Source organism: Pseudomonas sp. MWU13-2100 (assembly GCF_023242365.1).
GTDB lineage: Bacteria > Pseudomonadota > Gammaproteobacteria > Pseudomonadales > Pseudomonadaceae > Aquipseudomonas.
Window position 1 is genome coordinate 19,223 of the sequence record NZ_JALLIX010000017.1, and the last position, 16,375, is coordinate 35,597.

Here is a 16,375-nt window from a genome sequence, read left to right on the forward strand (position 1 = left end):
CGCCTGCCTCGTCGGATAGCCCGAGGTTTTTCCCATGCCGCGTGCAGTGCACGACGCTTCTTAGACTATTGTCGACAATATCAATTAATTCTTTGACTGATTTGCTGGTATTGGCTAATTTTAGCGCCATTGAAGGATGAGGTGTCGACAATATGCTGCATGAGCTGGAGCCGCCCGTGATTATCCAGGACGATTCGGAGACTTTGTCCGAGAACGTCTTCCGGCGCATTCAGGCCGCGATCGTCAAGGGCGAGATCGCCCCCGGCAGCAAGATTTCCGAGCCGGAACTGGCGCGTACCTACGGCATCAGCCGTGGCCCGCTGCGCGAGGCCATTCACCGTCTGGAGGGCCAGCGCCTGCTGGTACGCGTGCCCCATGTCGGAGCGCGGGTGGTGTCCCTCAGCCAGGCCGAATTGATCGAGCTCTACGAAATCCGCGAGTCCCTCGAAGGCATGGCCTGTCGCCTGGCGGCCGAGCGCATGACGGCCGAGGAAATCGAAGAGCTGAGAGAGGTTCTCAATACCCATGAGCGCGACGCGGCGTTCCAGGCCGGGGTCGGCTATTACCAGCAGGAAGGCGATTTCGACTTCCACTACCGGATCATCCAGGGCGCCGGCAACCGCACCCTGACCCAAATGCTCTGCGGCGAGCTGTACCAGTTGGTGCGCATGTACCGCATCCAGTTTTCCGTCACGCCGAATCGGCCACGCCAGGCGTTCGCCGAGCACCACCGGATTCTTGATGCCATCGCCGAACGCGATGGCGAATTGGCCGAACTGCTGATGCGCCGCCATATCGGCGCGTCGAAACGCAATATTGCGCGTCATTATCAGGACGCCGTCCAACCGACAGCTACGAAGCGAGGTGAGTCATGAGTCAGGGTTCCAACAAGAGCACGCCCGGTCAGCGTTTCCGCGATGCGGTCGCCAGCGAACAGCCTTTGCAGGTGGTCGGTGCGATCAACGCCAACCACGCCTTGCTGGCCAAGCGCGCCGGCTTCAAGGCGATCTACCTGTCCGGCGGTGGTGTGGCGGCCGGTTCCCTCGGGGTGCCGGACCTGGGCATCACCGGCCTGGATGACGTGCTCACTGACGTGCGACGGATCACCGATGTCTGCGACCTGCCGCTGCTGGTGGATGTCGACACTGGCTTCGGCGCCTCGGCGTTCAACGTGGCGCGCACGGTCAAGTCGATGATCAAGTTCGGCGCGGCGGCGATCCATATCGAGGACCAGGTCGGCGCCAAGCGCTGTGGCCACCGTCCGAACAAGGAAATCGTCACCCTGCAGGAAATGGTCGACCGCATCAAGGCGGCGGTGGATGCCCGCACCGACGACAGCTTCGTGATCATGGCACGGACCGATGCCCTGGCCGTGGAAGGTCTGGAGTCGGCCCTGGAGCGAGCCGCCGCCTGCATCGAGGCCGGCGCCGACATGGTCTTTCCGGAGGCCATCACCGAATTGGAGATGTACAAGCTGTTCGCCAGCCGCGTGAAGGCCCCGATCCTGGCCAACATCACCGAGTTCGGAGCGACGCCGCTGTTCACCACCGAACAACTGAAGTCCGCCGATGTGTCCCTGGTGCTGTATCCGCTGTCGGCGTTCCGCGCGATGAACAAGGCGGCGGAAAACGTCTACACCGCGATTCGCCGCGACGGCACCCAGGCCAACGTGATCGACACCATGCAGACCCGCATGGAGCTTTACGATCGTATCGATTACCACACCTTCGAACAGAAGCTCGATGCGTTGTTTGCGCAGAAGAAGGGCTGATCGTTTTTTGTGGGAGCGGAGCTTGTCGGATCGCCGCTCCCACGGTTTGGGTGTGCACCCTCTTGAGGCGAACGCCCATTGATTGAATTGCCGAGTCCCTGACAACATCAAGAATTGGAGAGAGCAATGGCTGAAGCAAAAGTACTGAGCGGTGCCGGCCTGCGTGGCCAGGTCGCCGGGCAAACCGCCTTGTCCACTGTCGGTCAGGCCGGTGCCGGTCTGACTTATCGTGGCTACGATGTGCGTGAATTGGCCGCCGAGGCGCGTTTCGAAGAAGTCGCCTACCTGCTGCTGTACGGCGATCTGCCGACGGCCACCGAGCTGGCGGCCTACATGGGCAAGCTGCAGACCCTGCGTGACCTGCCCCAGGCGCTGAAAGAAGTGCTGGAGCGGATTCCCGCCGACGCCCATCCGATGGACGTGATGCGCACCGGTTGCTCCTTCCTCGGCAATATCGAACCCGAGGGCGACTTCGCCCGCCAGCATGAAGCCACCGACCGGCTGCTGGCCGCGTTCCCGGCGATCATGTGCTACTGGTATCGTTTCAGCCACGAAGGCCTGCGCATCGACTGCGTGACCGACGAGGCCTCCACCGGCGGGCACTTCCTGCACCTGTTGCATGGCAAGGCGCCGAGCGAACTGCACCGCAAGGTCATGGACGTGTCGCTGATCCTCTACGCGGAGCACGAGTTCAACGCCTCGACCTTTACCGCGCGGGTTTGTGCTTCGACCCTGTCTGATCTGTTCTCCTGTGTCACCGCGGCCATCGGTTCCCTGCGTGGCCCGCTGCACGGCGGCGCCAACGAGGCGGCGATGGAAATGATCGAGCGTTTCAGCTCACCGCAGGAGGCCGTCGAAGGCACCCTCGGCATGCTGGCGCGCAAGGACAAGATCATGGGGTTCGGCCACGCGATCTACAAAGACAACGATCCGCGTAATGAAGTGATCAAGGGCTGGTCGAAGAAGCTCGCCGATGAAGTCGGTGACACCGTGCTGTTCCCGGTCTCCGAAGCCATCGACAAGACCATGTGGGAGCAGAAGAAACTCTTCCCCAACGCCGACTTCTACCATGCCTCGGCTTACCACTTCATGGGCATCCCGACCAAGCTGTTCACGCCGATCTTCGTCTGCTCGCGTCTGACCGGCTGGGCCGCCCACGTGTTCGAGCAGCGTGGCAACAACCGCATTATCCGTCCGAGCGCCGAGTACATCGGCGTCGAGCAGCGCAAGTTCGTGCCAATCGAACGTCGCTGAATCCTGGCTGTGGGAACCTTGTTTGTCCGTGAAGATTTTTGGCGCTCCCAGGGGGCCTTTCGCGGGCAAGCTCCCACAGTATTTGAGTCGAGCCTGAACCTGTGTACAGCATGGACGTTGTGGGAGCGGAGCTTGCCCGCGAATGGGGCCTCAAGGTCGCCGCAAGTTTCGCTGGCAAATGCAATTCCTACAGGTTCTGCGTCCACTCTTGACCCTACCGTGACCGAGTCCTGACGATGAACACTCAATACCGTAAATCGCTACCCGGCAGCCACCTGGATTTCTTCGACGCCCGCGCGGCGGTCGAGGCCATTCAACCCGGCGCCTACGCGACCCTGCCTTACACTTCCCGGGTGCTCGCCGAGAACCTGGTGCGGCGCTGCGACCCGGCGACGCTGAGCGATTCCCTGAAGCAACTGATCGAGCGCAAGCGCGACCTGGACTTCCCCTGGTTCCCGGCCCGTGTGGTCTGCCACGACATTCTCGGCCAGACCGCCCTGGTCGACCTGGCCGGCCTGCGCGATGCCATCGCTTCCCAGGGCGGCGATCCGGCCCAGGTCAACCCGGTGGTGCCGACCCAACTGATCGTCGACCACTCGCTGGCCGTGGAGTGCGGCGGTTTCGACCCGGACGCCTTCACCAAGAACCGCGCCATCGAAGACCGTCGCAACGAAGACCGTTTCCACTTTATCGACTGGACCAAGAAGGCCTTCAAGAACGTCGATGTGATCCCGCCCGGCAACGGCATCATGCACCAGATCAACCTGGAGAAAATGTCGCCGGTGATTCAGGTGCGCGACGGTGTGGCTTTCCCCGACACCTGTGTCGGCACCGACAGCCACACCCCCCACGTCGATGCCCTGGGGGTGATCGCCATCGGTGTCGGCGGTCTTGAAGCCGAGAGTGTGATGCTCGGCCGTGCATCCTGGATGCGCCTGCCGGAAAGCGTCGGCGTCGAACTGACCGGCAAACTGCAACCGGGCATCACCGCCACCGACATGGTGTTGGCGCTGACCGAGTTCCTGCGTCAACAGAAAGTGGTCGGTGCCTGGCTGGAGTTCTTCGGCGAAGGTGCCTCGGCCCTCACCCTCGGCGACCGCGCGACCATTTCCAACATGGCCCCGGAGTACGGCGCCACCGCGGCGATGTTCTATATCGACCAGCAGACCATCGACTACCTGAAACTCACCGGGCGTGAAGACGAGCAGGTCAAGCTGGTGGAAACCTACGCCCGCCACACCGGGCTCTGGGCCGACAGCCTGAAAGGCGCGGATTACGAGCGTGGCTTGAGCTTCGATCTGTCCTCGGTGGTGCGCAACATGGCCGGCCCGAGCAACCCCCATGCCCGCGTCGCCACCAGCGACCTGGCGGCCAAGGGCATTGCCGGCCAGTGGGACGATGTGCCGGGGCAGATGCCCGACGGCGCGGTGATCATCGCCGCCATCACCAGTTGCACCAATACCAGCAACCCGCGCAATGTCATCGCCGCCGGCCTGATGGCGCGCAACGCCAACAAGCTCGGCCTGACCCGCAAGCCATGGGTCAAGTCGTCCCTGGCGCCGGGCTCCAAGACCGTGGCGCTGTACCTCGACGAAGCCGGACTGACCCAGGAACTGGAGCAACTGGGCTTTGGCGTCGTGGCTTTTGCCTGTACCACCTGCAACGGCATGTCCGGTGCGCTGGACCCGGCGATCCAGCAGGAAATCATCGACCGCGACCTCTACGCCACGGCCGTGCTGTCCGGTAACCGCAACTTCGACGGGCGTATCCATCCGTACGCCAAGCAAGCCTTCCTCGCGTCGCCGCCGCTGGTGGTGGCCTACGCGATCGCCGGGACCATCCGTTTCGATATCGAGAAGGACGTGCTCGGCCTCGACGCCAATGGCAAGGAAATCCGCCTCAAGGACATCTGGCCGAGTGACGAAGAGATCGACGCGGTGGTCAAGGCCTCGGTGAAGCCGGAGCAGTTCCGCAAGGTCTACATCCCGATGTTCGCCATTCACGCCGACACCGGTCCCAAGGTCGCGCCGCTCTACGACTGGCGGCCGATGAGCACCTATATCCGTCGTCCGCCGTATTGGGAAGGCGCCCTGGCCGGTGCACGGCCGCTCAAGGGCATGCGCCCGCTGGCGGTGCTGCCGGACAACATCACCACCGATCACCTGTCGCCATCCAACGCCATCATGCTCGACAGCGCGGCCGGTGAGTACCTGGCGAAAATGGGCCTGCCGGAAGAGGACTTCAACTCCTACGCGACCCATCGGGGTGACCACCTCACCGCGCAGCGCGCGACCTTCGCCAACCCGAAACTGTTCAACGAAATGGTCGTGGAAAACGGCAAGGTCAAGCAGGGTTCCCTGGCGCGGGTCGAACCGGAAGGCCAGGTGATGCGCATGTGGGAAGCCATCGAGACCTACATGGAGCGCAAGCAGCCGCTGATCATCATTGCCGGCGCCGACTATGGCCAGGGTTCGTCCCGTGACTGGGCGGCCAAGGGCGTGCGCCTGGCGGGGGTCGAGGCGATTGCCGCCGAAGGCTTCGAACGTATCCACCGCACCAACCTGGTGGGCATGGGCGTGTTGCCGCTGGAGTTCCAGCCGGGGACCGATCGCAAGACCCTTGGTATCGACGGTACCGAGACCTTCGATGTGATCGGCGCGCGCACCCCGCGCAACACCCTGACCCTGGTCATCAATCGTCGCAACGGTGAACGTCTCGAAGTGCCGGTGACCTGCCGCCTGGACACCGCCGAAGAGGTCTCGATCTACGAGGCCGGTGGTGTGTTGCAGCGTTTTGCCCAGGACTTCCTGCAATCGGCCACGGCCGGTTGAAGGTCTGGCCGGGGCGACAAGCGAAGCCCCGGCCTTGTTCATGACAGGCCGGTCTGCCAGTGACGGCGGCGCAGGATTCAGCGCCGCCATCGCCAGTAAGCCGGCATCTAGACATTGGCGTTTCGCCGCGAAATCGCATCGCGTCCAGACCCAGCAGGAGACTTCATGGCCCACGTAGCGCAAATCAAGATCCCCGCCACCTATATGCGTGGCGGCACCAGCAAAGGGGTGTTTTTCAACCTCAACGACCTGCCTGAGGCGGCGCAATTGCCCGGTGCGGTGCGGGACGCGTTGTTGTTGCGGGTGATCGGCAGCCCCGATCCCTATGAGAAGCAGATCGACGGCATGGGTGGGGCGACCTCCAGTACCAGCAAGACGGTGATCCTGTCCAAGAGCATCAAGGCCGATCACGATGTCGACTATCTGTTCGGCCAGGTGTCCATCGACAAGCCGTTTATCGACTGGAGCGGCAACTGCGGCAACCTGTCGGCGGCGGTCGGTTCGTTTGCCATCAGCGCCGGCCTGGTGGATGCCGGGCGGATCCCGCGCAATGGCGTGGCGGTGGTGCGGATCTGGCAGGTGAATATCGGCAAGACCATCATCGCCCATGTGCCGGTCACCGAGGGGCAGGTGCAGGAAACCGGTGATTTCGAACTCGACGGTGTGACCTTTCCGGCCGCCGAAGTGCAGCTGGAGTTCATGGACCCGGCGGCCGAGGAAGAGGGCGCCGGCGGTTCGATGTTCCCCACCGGCAATCTGGTGGACGACCTGGAAGTGCCGGGTGTGGGCACCTTCAAGGCGACCATGATCAATGCCGGGATCCCGACGATTTTCGTCAATGCGGCGGATATCGGCTATACCGGTACCGAGTTGCAGGGCGATATCAACGGCGATCCCAAGGCCCTGGCGATGTTCGAGACGATCCGTGCCTACGGTGCGGTGCGCATGGGCCTGATCCAGCGCATCGATGAAGCGGCCAGCCGTCAGCACACGCCGAAGGTGGCGTTTGTCGCGGCACCGGCGAGCTACACCGCGTCGAGCGGCAAGCCGGTGGCGGCGGCTGATCTGGACCTGCTGGTGCGGGCCTTGTCCATGGGCAAGCTGCACCACGCCATGATGGGCACGGCGGCGGTGGCCATCGGCACGGCGGCGGCGATTCCCGGCACGCTGGTGAACCTGGCGGCGGGCGGCGGCGCGCGCAGTGCGGTGCGTTTCGGCCATCCGTCGGGTGCCTTGCGGGTCGGTGCCGAGGCGACCCGGGTCAATGGCGAGTGGACCGTGGTCAAGGCGATCATGAGCCGCAGTGCGCGGGTGCTGATGGAAGGCTGGGTACGTGTCCCGGGCGATGCTTTTTGAGCTGGACCACCTAGAGTGAGTCGAAGATGAGTGCCAACGTCGATCTGAACATCCGTCCCGATTACGACCGGGTCCTGCAGGACATCGCCGACTACGTACTCGATTACTCGATCGAGTCCGCGGAGGCGCTGGATACCGCGCGCAACTGCCTGATGGACACTTTGGGCTGCGGCCTGCTGGCCCTGCGCTTTCCCGAGTGCACCAAGCATCTCGGGCCGCTGGTCGAGGGCACTGTGGTGCCGTTCGGCTCGCGCGTGCCGGGGACGAGTTTTCGCCTCGATCCGGTCAAGGCCGCCTGGGATATCGGCTGCATCGTCCGCTGGCTCGACTACAACGACACCTGGTTGGCGGCCGAGTGGGGCCATCCCTCGGATAACCTTGGCGGGATTCTCGCGGTGGCCGATCATCTGTCGCAGAGGCGCATGGCCAACGGCGAGGCGCCGCTGAGCATGCGGGTGGTGCTGGAAGCGATGATCATGGCTCATGAGATCCAGGGCGTGATCGCCCTGGAAAACTCCTTCAATCGGGTCGGCCTCGATCACGTGCTGCTGGTGAAAGTCGCTTCCACGGCGGTGACCGCCAAACTGATGGGCGCCAGCCGGGAGCAACTGCTGGCGGCGCTGTCCCATGCCTTTGTCGATGGCCAGGCGTTGCGCACCTATCGTCATGCGCCGAATGCCGGTTCGCGCAAGTCCTGGGCGGCGGGCGACGCGACCAGTCGTGGCGTGCGCCTGGCGGATATCGCCCTGCGCGGGGAGATGGGCATTCCAGGGGTGTTGAGCGCGCCGCAATGGGGCTTCTACGACGTGCTGTTCAGCCACACCAACAAAGACCTGGCGCTCAAGCCCGAAGACAAGCGCACCTTCAGCCTTTCCCAGCCGTATGGCAGCTATGTCATGGAAAATGTGCTGTTCAAGATCAGTTTCCCGGCCGAGTTCCATGCCCAGACGGCCTGCGAGGCGGCGGTGACGCTGCACCCGCTGGTCAGGAACCGCCTGGGCGAGATCGACCGGATCGTGATTAGCACCCATGAGTCAGCGATTCGGATTATTTCCAAGGTCGGCAAGCTGGCCAACGCGGCTGACCGTGACCACTGCCTGCAGTACATGACGGCGGTGCCGCTGGCTTTCGGCGATCTGGTGGCCGAGCACTATGAAGATGATTTTCACGCGAGCCATCCGATCATTGATGTGTTGCGCGAGAAAATGGTGATCGTTGAGGATCCGCGTTACACCCGTGAATACCTGGAGGCGGACAAGCGCTCGATTGCCAATGCGGTGCAGGTGTTCTTCAAGGATGGTACGAGTACCGAGCAGGTGGCGGTGGAGTACCCGATCGGCCATCGGCGTCGTCGGGCCGATGGCATTCCGTTGCTGGAGGACAAGTTCAAGACCAACCTGGCGACGCGCTTCACCGCCCAGCGCAGCGCCGAGATCCTCGCCTTGTGCAAGGATCCGGCGCGCCTGGAGGCGACGCCGGTGCATCGGTTTGTCGATCTGTTTGTGATTTAGGTGGTCTGTGCCGGCCTCTTCGCGGGCAAGCTCCGCTCCCACATTAGGTTCTCGGTTGTACGCAAAATTCCGGCATGACTCGGACAGTGTGGGAGCGGGGCTTGTCGGAACGCCGCACCGTCGCGAAGACGTCGGTCCCAACGATGCGGGACTTGCGGTCTAATAGTGTTACTTGAAGCGCCGCTCCACGCCTTTCTCCACGAGGATCTTCGCGGAAATCTCTTCCACCGAGAAGTGCGTGGAGTTGATATGGGCTATGTTCTCTCGGCGGAACAGGTTTTCCACTTCGCGCACTTCGAACTCGCACTGGGCGTAGCTGGAGTAGCGGCTGTTGGGCTTGCGTTCGTTGCGGATCGCGGTGAGGCGGTCCGGGTCGATGGTCAGGCCGAACAGCTTGTGCTGGTGGGCGCGCAGGGCGGCCGGCAGTTGCAGGCGTTCCATGTCGTCCTCGGTCAGCGGGTAGTTGGCCGCGCGGATGCCGAATTGCATGGCCATGTACAGGCAGGTCGGGGTCTTGCCGCAGCGCGACACGCCCACCAGGATCAGGTCGGCCTTGTCGTAATAGTGGGTGCGGGCGCCGTCGTCGTTGTCCAGGGCGAAGTTCACCGCCTCGATGCGCTCCATGTAGTTGGAGTTGCCGCCGATGGAGTGGGACTTGCCCACCGAGTAGGACGAATGCTCGCTCAGTTCCTGTTCCAGCGGGGCGAGAAAGGTGGAAAAGATGTCGATCATGAAACCATTGGACGTGGCAAGGATCTCACGAATGTCCTGGTTGACGATGGTATCGAAGATGATCGGGCGAAATCCGTCCTTTTCGGCGGCGATATTGATTTGTTGTACCATGGCCCGGGCCTTGTCGACATTGTCGATGTACGGACGGGTGAATTTGGCGAAGGTCACGTTTTCGAACTGCGCCAGCAGGCTTTGACCCAGGGTTTCGGCGGTGATGCCGGTGCCATCGGAGATAAAGAAAGCAGATCGTTTCATTTGCGCCTTGGGCCTTAAGCTGGTGACGATTCTTGGATATGATAGGCGCGGTTTGCCGGCCTTGAGTGGCCTGCATTCTCACTTATTTTCCAGGTCCAGGCCACATAGCGGATTCACCTGCCACAGAGCAGCCCGCTCCTGAGCTTTTCCAATACAGTTACAGTTAGTGGAGAGATCACCTTGGTAGAGTACGTAGTTTCCCTCGATAAGCTCGGCGTCCATGATGTGGAGCACGTAGGGGGCAAGAACGCATCCCTGGGCGAGATGATCAGTAACCTCGCGGGTGCCGGTGTATCGGTCCCCGGCGGCTTTGCCACTACGGCTCAGGCGTATCGTGATTTTCTCGAACTCAGTGGCCTGAACGACCAGATCCATGCGGCACTGGATGCGCTGGATGTCGATGACGTCAACGCCCTGGCCCGAACCGGCGCGCAGATCCGCCAGTGGATCATGGAAGCCGAGTTCCCCGAGAAGCTCAACGCCGAGATCCGTACCGCCTTCGCCACCCTGTCCGCGGGCAACCCGGACATGGCCGTGGCCGTGCGTTCCTCGGCCACCGCCGAAGACCTGCCGGACGCGTCCTTCGCCGGCCAGCAGGAAACCTTCCTGAATATCCGCGGCGTGGAAAACGTGATCCGCGCGGCCAAGGAAGTCTTCGCCTCGCTGTTCAACGACCGCGCCATTTCCTACCGCGTGCACCAGGGCTTCGACCACAAGCTGGTGGCCCTGTCCGCGGGTGTGCAGCGCATGGTGCGTTCGGAAACCGGCACCGCCGGCGTGATGTTCACCCTCGACACCGAGTCGGGCTTCCGTGACGTGGTGTTCATCACCGGCGCCTACGGCCTGGGTGAGACCGTCGTGCAAGGCGCGGTGAACCCGGATGAGTTCTATGTGCACAAGGGCACCCTCGAAGCCGGTCGTCCGGCCATCCTGCGCCGCAACCTGGGCAGCAAGGCGATCAAGATGATCTACGGCGACGAAGCCAAGGCCGGCCGTTCGGTCAAGACCGTCGATGTCGACAAGGCCGAGCGCGCGCGTTTCTGCCTCAGCGATGCCGAAGTCAGCGAACTGGCCAAGCAGGCGATGATCATCGAGAAGCACTACAAGTGTCCGATGGACATCGAGTGGGCCAAGGACGGTGACGACGGCAAGCTGTACATCGTCCAGGCGCGTCCTGAAACCGTGAAGAGCCGCACCCAGGCCAACGTCATGGAGCGCTACCTGCTCAAGGAAACCGGTACTGTGCTGGTGGAAGGCCGTGCCATCGGCCAGCGCATCGGCGCCGGCAAGGTGCGGATCATCAAGGACGTGTCCGAGATGGACAAGGTCCAGCCGGGCGACGTGCTGGTCTCCGACATGACCGACCCGGATTGGGAACCGGTGATGAAGCGCGCCAGCGCCATCGTCACCAACCGTGGCGGGCGTACCTGTCACGCGGCGATCATCGCCCGTGAGCTGGGGATCCCGGCGGTGGTCGGTTGCGGCAACGCCACTCAGCTGCTCAAAGATGGCCAGGGCGTGACCGTTTCCTGCGCCGAAGGCGACACCGGCTACATCTTCGAAGGCGAATTGGGCTTCGATATCAAGAAAAACTCCGTCGATGCCATGCCGGAGCTGCCGTTCAAGATCATGATGAACGTCGGCAACCCGGACCGCGCCTTTGACTTCGCGCAGTTGCCGAACGCCGGCGTGGGCCTGGCCCGCCTGGAATTCATCATCAACCGCATGATCGGCGTGCACCCCAAGGCGCTGCTGAACTATGCCGGGCTGCCGCAGGAGATCAAGGACAGCGTCGACAAGCGCATCGCCGGTTACGACGATCCGGTCGGTTTCTATGTCGAGAAGCTGGTGGAAGGCATCAGCACCCTGGCGGCGGCGTTCTGGCCGAAGAAGGTTATCGTGCGCCTGTCGGACTTCAAGTCCAACGAATACGCCAACCTGATCGGCGGCAAGCTCTACGAACCGGAAGAAGAAAACCCGATGCTGGGTTTCCGCGGTGCATCGCGTTACATCAGCGAGTCGTTCCGTGACTGCTTCGAACTCGAATGCCGTGCCCTCAAGCGCGTGCGCAACGAGATGGGCCTGACCAACGTCGAGATCATGGTGCCGTTCGTCCGTACCCTCGGTGAAGCCAGTCAGGTGGTCGACCTGCTCGCCGCCAACGGCCTGGCCCGTGGCGATAACGGCCTGCGGGTGATCATGATGTGCGAGTTGCCGTCCAACGCGATCCTCGCCGACGAGTTCCTCGAGTACTTCGACGGTTTCTCCATCGGTTCCAACGACCTGACCCAACTGACCCTGGGCCTGGATCGCGATTCCGGGATCATCGCGCACCTGTTCGACGAGCGTAACCCGGCGGTGAAGAAGCTGTTGTCCAACGCCATCCAGGCCTGTAACAAGGCCGGCAAGTACATCGGCATCTGCGGCCAGGGGCCTTCCGATCACCCGGACCTGGCGCTCTGGTTGATGGAGCAGGGCATTGAAAGCGTGTCGTTGAACCCGGATTCGGTGTTGGAAACCTGGTTCTTCCTGGCCGAAGGGCAGGCCCAGGCCTGATAGAGCGCGGCACCTTTCCCCTGTGGGAGCGGCCGGTAGCGATGGTGATGTAACATTCATCACCGCTATCGCTGGCTTGCCGGCGATAGCGTCCGTGAGGGCGCTAAAAGCTTCGAGGCCAGTCTCCTACCGACTTATGTCGTAAATAGAATCTGTGTGCGACGTTGTAAAATCTTATTTTCAGGGCGAGTCCACTTGGGTCGCCCTTTTTTGTGCAAGAGCCTTATGCAAAGCAGCAGCAATCTTTTTCCGGTGGCTTTGATCAGCGCCGAGCGTCGTGGCGATCTCTGTGAAGACGTCTATCGTTTGAAACCGGGCAACAGCCCCGACGGCACGGTCGAACTGGCGGTCACCCGCCTGGGGCTCGCCGACGAGCCCCAGGCGCGTGGCGTACCGGTCATCCTGCTGCATGGCAGCTTTTCCAATCGGCGTTTCTGGTATTCCGCCAAGGGCATTGGCCTGGGCGCCTATCTGGCGCGTGCCGGGTTCGACGTGTGGATCCCGGAAATGCGCGGTCACGGGTTGTCGGCGCGTAACCATGGCTATCGACGCAATCGCGTGGCCGATTACGCCCGCTATGACCTGCCGGCCATCGCCGCGTTCGTGCGTGAGCAAAGTGGGCAGATTCCCCACTGGATCGGTCATTCCCTCGGTGGCACCACCCTGGCGGCCGCCCTCGGCGGCCAATACCTGGGCGCCCCCGCGGTGGCGTCGGCGGCATTGTTCGGCTGCCAGGTCAGTCGCACCTACTGGCCGTTGAAGATTCCGCCGGTGGAGTGGGGCGGTCGCTTGCTGCTCCGGCGTTTTGCCCACCTGTCCGGTTCGCGACTCAAGCGCGGCCCGGAGGACGAGCCCATCGGCCTGGCCCTGGAAAGCCTGCGCTGGTATGGCCTGTTCGGACGTTTCCGGGATGCCGAGCGGGACTGGTGGGGGGGGCTGGCCGAAGTGGATGTGCCGGTGCTGGCCGTCACCGCGACCGGCGATCACCAGGATCCGGCCTGGGCCTGTCGCAAGTTGTTCGAGCAGATCGGCTCGCCGCACAAACATTTTCTCTGCCTGGGACGCGAGCAGGGTTTCAGCTCGGATTTCGGCCATGTCGAGATGTTGGTGAGCAAGCCGGCACAGGCCGAAGTCTGGCCAAAGGTGGTGGATTGGCTGCGCGATCAGCAGGCGTTCCTGCTTCGTGAGTCAGCCATCGTTCAGGAAACGCCCTGACAAGGGCATTCCGCTGACGGGCGGTAAAGGCTAAGATATGACGCATTGAGCGGTTTGGGTCATTGTCTAAACATTCGACCGGGGCAAGCGTTTCATCTTGTAGCGCGACCTGCGTAGTCTGGCATTCTCGATTCCACCTACAGGAGTTTACCCATGAACCATTACATCACCCCCGACCTGTGCGACGCCTATCCGGAGTTGGTACAGGTGCTTGAGCCGATGTTCAGCAATTTCGGCGGCCGCGATTCCTTTGGCGGTGAAATCGTCACCATCAAGTGCTTCGAGGACAATTCCCTGGTCAAGGACCAGGTCGAGCTCGATGGCCAGGGCAAGGTGCTGGTCGTCGATGGTGGTGGTTCCCTGCGGCGAGCCCTGCTCGGCGACATGCTGGCCGAGAAGGCGGCGAGGAACGGCTGGGAAGGCTTGGTGATCTATGGCTGCATCCGTGATGTCGACGTGATCGCCCAGACCGACCTCGGGGTGCAGGCCCTGGCCAGTCATCCGATGAAAACCGACAAGCGTGGCATTGGTGACCTCAATGTCCCGGTCACCTTTGCCGGCGTGACCTTTCGCCCGGGCGAGTACATCTACGCGGACAACAACGGCGTGATCATTGCGCCGAGCCCGCTGAAGATGCCCGAGTAAATTTTTGCAGCACAATGGAGTAAGGATGTTCGAGGAAGAAAACGCGCAGTGGGGGCTGGTTCATGCCCTGGTTCTGGATGGTAGGGGCGGTGCGCGCTCGATTGCTCGGACGGAGCTCGATGGTCTGCAGTTGCGGCCCGAGGAAAGCCTCTGGCTGCACTGGGATCGCAGCCATCCGCAGACCCATGCCTGGTTGCGCACCTCCAGCGGTCTGAGTGAATTCAACTGTGACCTGTTGCTGGAAGAAAATACCCGGCCACGCCTGTTGCCGTTGCCCGAAAGCGAACTGCTGCTGTTTCTGCGCGGGGTCAACCTCAACCCCGGTGCCGAGCCCGAAGACATGGTCTCGGTGCGGGTCTTTGCCGCCCATCAGCGGGTGATTTCCCTGCGCCTGCGGCCGTTGCGCGCCACCGATGAGTTGCTGGTGCAGCTGGAGCAGGGCAAGGGGCCGAAAAACGCCGCCGAACTGATTCTCTACATCGCGCAATACCTCACCCTGAAGGTGCAGGATCTGGTCAGCGACCTCTCGGAAGTGGTCGATGACGAAGAAGAAAAGATAGATGCCGACGAACGGTATAGTCCCGAACATGGCGCCATCGTGCAGATACGTCGTCGAGCTGCCGGGCTGAAACGTTTCCTGGCGCCACAGCGGGATATTTTCGGCCAGTTGAGCCGGATCAAGCTGCCCTGGTTCGCCGATGAAGAGGCCGGTTACTGGAACGAATTGAACAACAGCCTGACCCGTTACCTGGAAGAGCTCGAATTGACTCGCGAGCGCGTGGGGCTTGTGCTTGAGGCCGAGGACCGGCGTCTGAACGTGCGCATGAACAAGACCATGTACCGTTTCGGGATCATCACCGGGATCTTCCTGCCGATGAGCTTTCTGACCGGGTTGCTGGGGATCAACGTCGGCGGTATCCCGTGGTCCGGCGACCCCTACGGTTTCGTGATCGCATGTCTGCTGATCGTCGCCGTTGCCGTCGGACAATGGTGGCTTTTCCGACGTTTGCGCTGGGTTTGAAACATGTTTCATGTGACCTGCAAAAAACTGATCGCGTCTTTCACAGATATACCGAGAGGTGCGTATGCACGATCCGTTCGAACAATCTCTGCGTGACATGCTCAAGGCCTTGCCGTCCACCCGTGACGACGACGCCTGCCTGGGGCGTGTCCTGAAAACCGCCAATCGGCAGGTCGGCGCCGGTGATCTCTTCAGTCTGATGGGCCGTTGGCTGCAGGCGTTGATGATCGCCCTGAACAATGGATCGGCCCACGTTTCACCGGTTTCCCGTCGTACCCCTATTGCTCGCTCCACGGATAAGGCTGACTGAATATGGAACTTGATCTCTGGACCCAGAGCCTTGTTACGGCAATGACTGCCTTGTGGACCAAAATCGCGAACTTCATTCCCAATCTGTTCGGGGCGCTGGTGGTGGTGCTGCTGGGCTTCGTCGTGGCCAAGCTGCTTGACACTCTGCTGTCCAAGCTGCTGGCCAAATTGGGGTTGGATCGCCTGATGGGCGGTACCGGACTGACCAAGCTGCTCGGTCGTGCCGGTCTCCAGGTACCGATCTCGACGCTGATCGGCAAGATCGTCTATTGGTTTATTTTGCTGATTTTCCTGGTTTCAGCGGCCGAATCCCTTGGACTTGAGCGAGTTTCAGCTACGCTCGACATGCTGGCTCTGTATTTGCCGAAGGTGTTCGGCGCGGCCCTGGTGCTGCTGGTGGGGGTTTTGCTGGCGCAGTTGGTCAGCGGGCTGGTGCGCGGAGCGGCCGAAGGGGTCGGTCTGGATTACGCCTCGGGCCTGGGGCGGGTTGCCCAGGGCTTGGTGATTATCATCAGTATTTCGGTGGCGATCAGTCAGCTGGAGGTCAAGACCGACCTGCTGAACCATGTGATCGTCATCGTGCTCATTACCGTTGGTCTGGCCGTTGCGCTGGCCATGGGGCTGGGTAGCCGGGACATCGCCGGGCAGATCCTGGCGGGAATTTATGTGCGTGAGTTGTATCAGGTTGGGCAACAAGTGCGTGTGGGAGAGGTCGAAGGACAGATTGAAGAAATTGGCACGGTCAAGACCACATTGCTGACCGATGAGGGGGAGCTGGTCTCTCTCTCCAATCGGATCCTGCTGGAGCAGCATGTGAGCAGCCGCTAACCCGGCAAACCCTGCTAATCTATGCCGCCGCAAAAATGCCCGCAGCCATGGGCTGCGGCGGACATTGACCTGACTGTCGGCCCGACTCGTT

General features: G+C 62.1%; 13 protein-coding genes. 12 read left to right on the top strand and 1 reads right to left on the bottom strand.

What is annotated here, in order from left to right:
- Nucleotides 1-152 precede the first annotated feature (152 nt).
- The 6 genes from M5B99_RS13980 (at nucleotide 153) to prpD (ending at nucleotide 8,723) form a co-directional block, all read left to right on the top strand.
- A complete protein-coding gene (locus M5B99_RS13980) occupies nucleotides 153-875 on the top strand; it encodes a GntR family transcriptional regulator (protein WP_248804573.1) in 723 nt (240 codons plus the stop codon).
- Nucleotides 872-1,771, top strand: a complete 900-nt coding sequence (gene prpB, locus M5B99_RS13985) for a methylisocitrate lyase (protein WP_103497645.1) — start codon at nucleotides 872-874, stop codon at nucleotides 1,769-1,771. Before M5B99_RS13980 ends, prpB begins: the two co-directional genes overlap by 4 nt.
- Before the next feature lie 126 nt (nucleotides 1,772-1,897).
- On the top strand, nucleotides 1,898-3,025 hold the full coding sequence (prpC, locus tag M5B99_RS13990) for a 2-methylcitrate synthase (RefSeq protein ID WP_248804574.1): 1,128 nt from the start codon (nucleotides 1,898-1,900) through the stop codon (nucleotides 3,023-3,025).
- Between the two features lie 236 nt (nucleotides 3,026-3,261).
- Nucleotides 3,262-5,856, top strand: a complete 2,595-nt coding sequence (gene acnD, locus M5B99_RS13995; protein ID WP_248804575.1) for a Fe/S-dependent 2-methylisocitrate dehydratase AcnD — start codon at nucleotides 3,262-3,264, stop codon at nucleotides 5,854-5,856.
- A gap of 165 nt (nucleotides 5,857-6,021) precedes the next feature.
- The gene (prpF, locus tag M5B99_RS14000) at nucleotides 6,022-7,212 is read left to right on the top strand and encodes a 2-methylaconitate cis-trans isomerase PrpF (protein ID WP_248804576.1); all 1,191 of its coding nucleotides are present in this window, start codon (nucleotides 6,022-6,024) and stop codon (nucleotides 7,210-7,212) included.
- 26 nt (nucleotides 7,213-7,238) lie between these two features.
- A complete protein-coding gene (gene prpD, locus M5B99_RS14005) occupies nucleotides 7,239-8,723 on the top strand; it encodes a 2-methylcitrate dehydratase (protein WP_248804577.1) in 1,485 nt (494 codons plus the stop codon).
- 168 nt (nucleotides 8,724-8,891) lie between these two features.
- On the opposite strand, the gene M5B99_RS14010 is transcribed toward prpD, so the two are convergent.
- Nucleotides 8,892-9,710, bottom strand: coding sequence for a pyruvate, water dikinase regulatory protein (locus M5B99_RS14010; RefSeq protein ID WP_248804578.1), 819 nt, complete (start codon nucleotides 9,708-9,710; stop codon nucleotides 8,892-8,894).
- Between the two features lie 180 nt (nucleotides 9,711-9,890).
- Here M5B99_RS14010 and ppsA point away from each other — a divergent pair, with 180 nt between their 5' ends.
- From ppsA to M5B99_RS14040, 6 genes are all read left to right on the top strand, one after another.
- Nucleotides 9,891-12,266, top strand: coding sequence for a phosphoenolpyruvate synthase (gene ppsA, locus M5B99_RS14015; protein ID WP_248804579.1), 2,376 nt, complete (start codon nucleotides 9,891-9,893; stop codon nucleotides 12,264-12,266).
- Between the two features lie 225 nt (nucleotides 12,267-12,491).
- Nucleotides 12,492-13,481: an alpha/beta fold hydrolase gene (locus M5B99_RS14020; RefSeq protein WP_248804580.1), complete on the top strand. Its 990-nt coding sequence runs from the start codon at nucleotides 12,492-12,494 to the stop codon at nucleotides 13,479-13,481.
- Between the two features lie 153 nt (nucleotides 13,482-13,634).
- A complete protein-coding gene (gene rraA, locus M5B99_RS14025) occupies nucleotides 13,635-14,126 on the top strand; it encodes a ribonuclease E activity regulator RraA (protein ID WP_248804581.1) in 492 nt (163 codons plus the stop codon).
- Between the two features lie 25 nt (nucleotides 14,127-14,151).
- Nucleotides 14,152-15,147, top strand: coding sequence for a zinc transporter ZntB (locus tag M5B99_RS14030; RefSeq protein WP_248804582.1), 996 nt, complete (start codon nucleotides 14,152-14,154; stop codon nucleotides 15,145-15,147).
- A 64-nt stretch (nucleotides 15,148-15,211) separates the two neighbouring features.
- On the top strand, nucleotides 15,212-15,457 hold the full coding sequence (locus tag M5B99_RS14035) for a CrfX protein (RefSeq protein WP_248804583.1): 246 nt from the start codon (nucleotides 15,212-15,214) through the stop codon (nucleotides 15,455-15,457).
- A 2-nt stretch (nucleotides 15,458-15,459) separates the two neighbouring features.
- A complete protein-coding gene (locus tag M5B99_RS14040; RefSeq protein WP_248804584.1) occupies nucleotides 15,460-16,284 on the top strand; it encodes a mechanosensitive ion channel family protein in 825 nt (274 codons plus the stop codon).
- Nucleotides 16,285-16,375: the final 91 nt, after the last annotated feature.

Coding starts and splice junctions, on each gene's coding strand:
- prpD (WP_248804577.1), top strand. CDS start 7,239: ATGAGTGCCAACGTCGATCTGAACATCCGTCCCGATTACGACCGGGTC.
- prpC (WP_248804574.1), top strand. CDS start 1,898: ATGGCTGAAGCAAAAGTACTGAGCGGTGCCGGCCTGCGTGGCCAGGTC.
- rraA (WP_248804581.1), top strand. CDS start 13,635: ATGAACCATTACATCACCCCCGACCTGTGCGACGCCTATCCGGAGTTG.
- M5B99_RS14010 (WP_248804578.1), bottom strand. CDS start 9,710: ATGAAACGATCTGCTTTCTTTATCTCCGATGGCACCGGCATCACCGCC.
- prpF (WP_248804576.1), top strand. CDS start 6,022: ATGGCCCACGTAGCGCAAATCAAGATCCCCGCCACCTATATGCGTGGC.
- M5B99_RS13980 (WP_248804573.1), top strand. CDS start 153: ATGCTGCATGAGCTGGAGCCGCCCGTGATTATCCAGGACGATTCGGAG.
- M5B99_RS14030 (WP_248804582.1), top strand. CDS start 14,152: ATGTTCGAGGAAGAAAACGCGCAGTGGGGGCTGGTTCATGCCCTGGTT.
- M5B99_RS14035 (WP_248804583.1), top strand. CDS start 15,212: ATGCACGATCCGTTCGAACAATCTCTGCGTGACATGCTCAAGGCCTTG.
- M5B99_RS14020 (WP_248804580.1), top strand. CDS start 12,492: ATGCAAAGCAGCAGCAATCTTTTTCCGGTGGCTTTGATCAGCGCCGAG.
- M5B99_RS14040 (WP_248804584.1), top strand. CDS start 15,460: ATGGAACTTGATCTCTGGACCCAGAGCCTTGTTACGGCAATGACTGCC.
- acnD (WP_248804575.1), top strand. CDS start 3,262: ATGAACACTCAATACCGTAAATCGCTACCCGGCAGCCACCTGGATTTC.
- prpB (WP_103497645.1), top strand. CDS start 872: ATGAGTCAGGGTTCCAACAAGAGCACGCCCGGTCAGCGTTTCCGCGAT.